The 304-nt window shown below is 47.4% G+C and carries 2 tRNA genes; both read left to right on the plus strand.

Features of this window, described 5'->3' with window-relative positions:
• Positions 1-42 precede the first annotated feature (42 nt).
• Positions 43-118, plus strand: a tRNA-Ala gene (locus AB4493_RS21300).
• Between the two features lie 28 nt (positions 119-146).
• Positions 147-222 (plus strand) — tRNA-Val (locus AB4493_RS21305).
• Positions 223-304 lie beyond the last annotated feature (82 nt).

Below are 304 nucleotides of genomic sequence, written 5' to 3' on the forward strand. Positions count from 1 at the left end.
TCCTGCACGACCCACCATTTCCTCCCAAGGAAATAAAAATATGGGGCTATAGCTCAGCTGGGAGAGCGCCTGCCTTGCACGCAGGAGGTCTGCGGTTCGATCCCGCATAGCTCCACCATTCCTTCCATTAGGAATTAAAACTTTATGGGCGATTAGCTCAGTTGGGAGAGCACCTGCCTTACAAGCAGGGGGTCACTGGTTCGAGCCCGGTATCGCCCACCATCTTTAAGCATTCTCGTAAGAGAGTATTTAAAAATGGGTTTAAAAGTTTAACACTTAAAACTCTTGCTCTTTAACAATTTGG

This window comes from Vibrio sp. 10N.222.55.A1, assembly GCF_041473835.1.
Classification (GTDB): Bacteria; Pseudomonadota; Gammaproteobacteria; order Enterobacterales; family Vibrionaceae; genus Vibrio; species Vibrio crassostreae_C.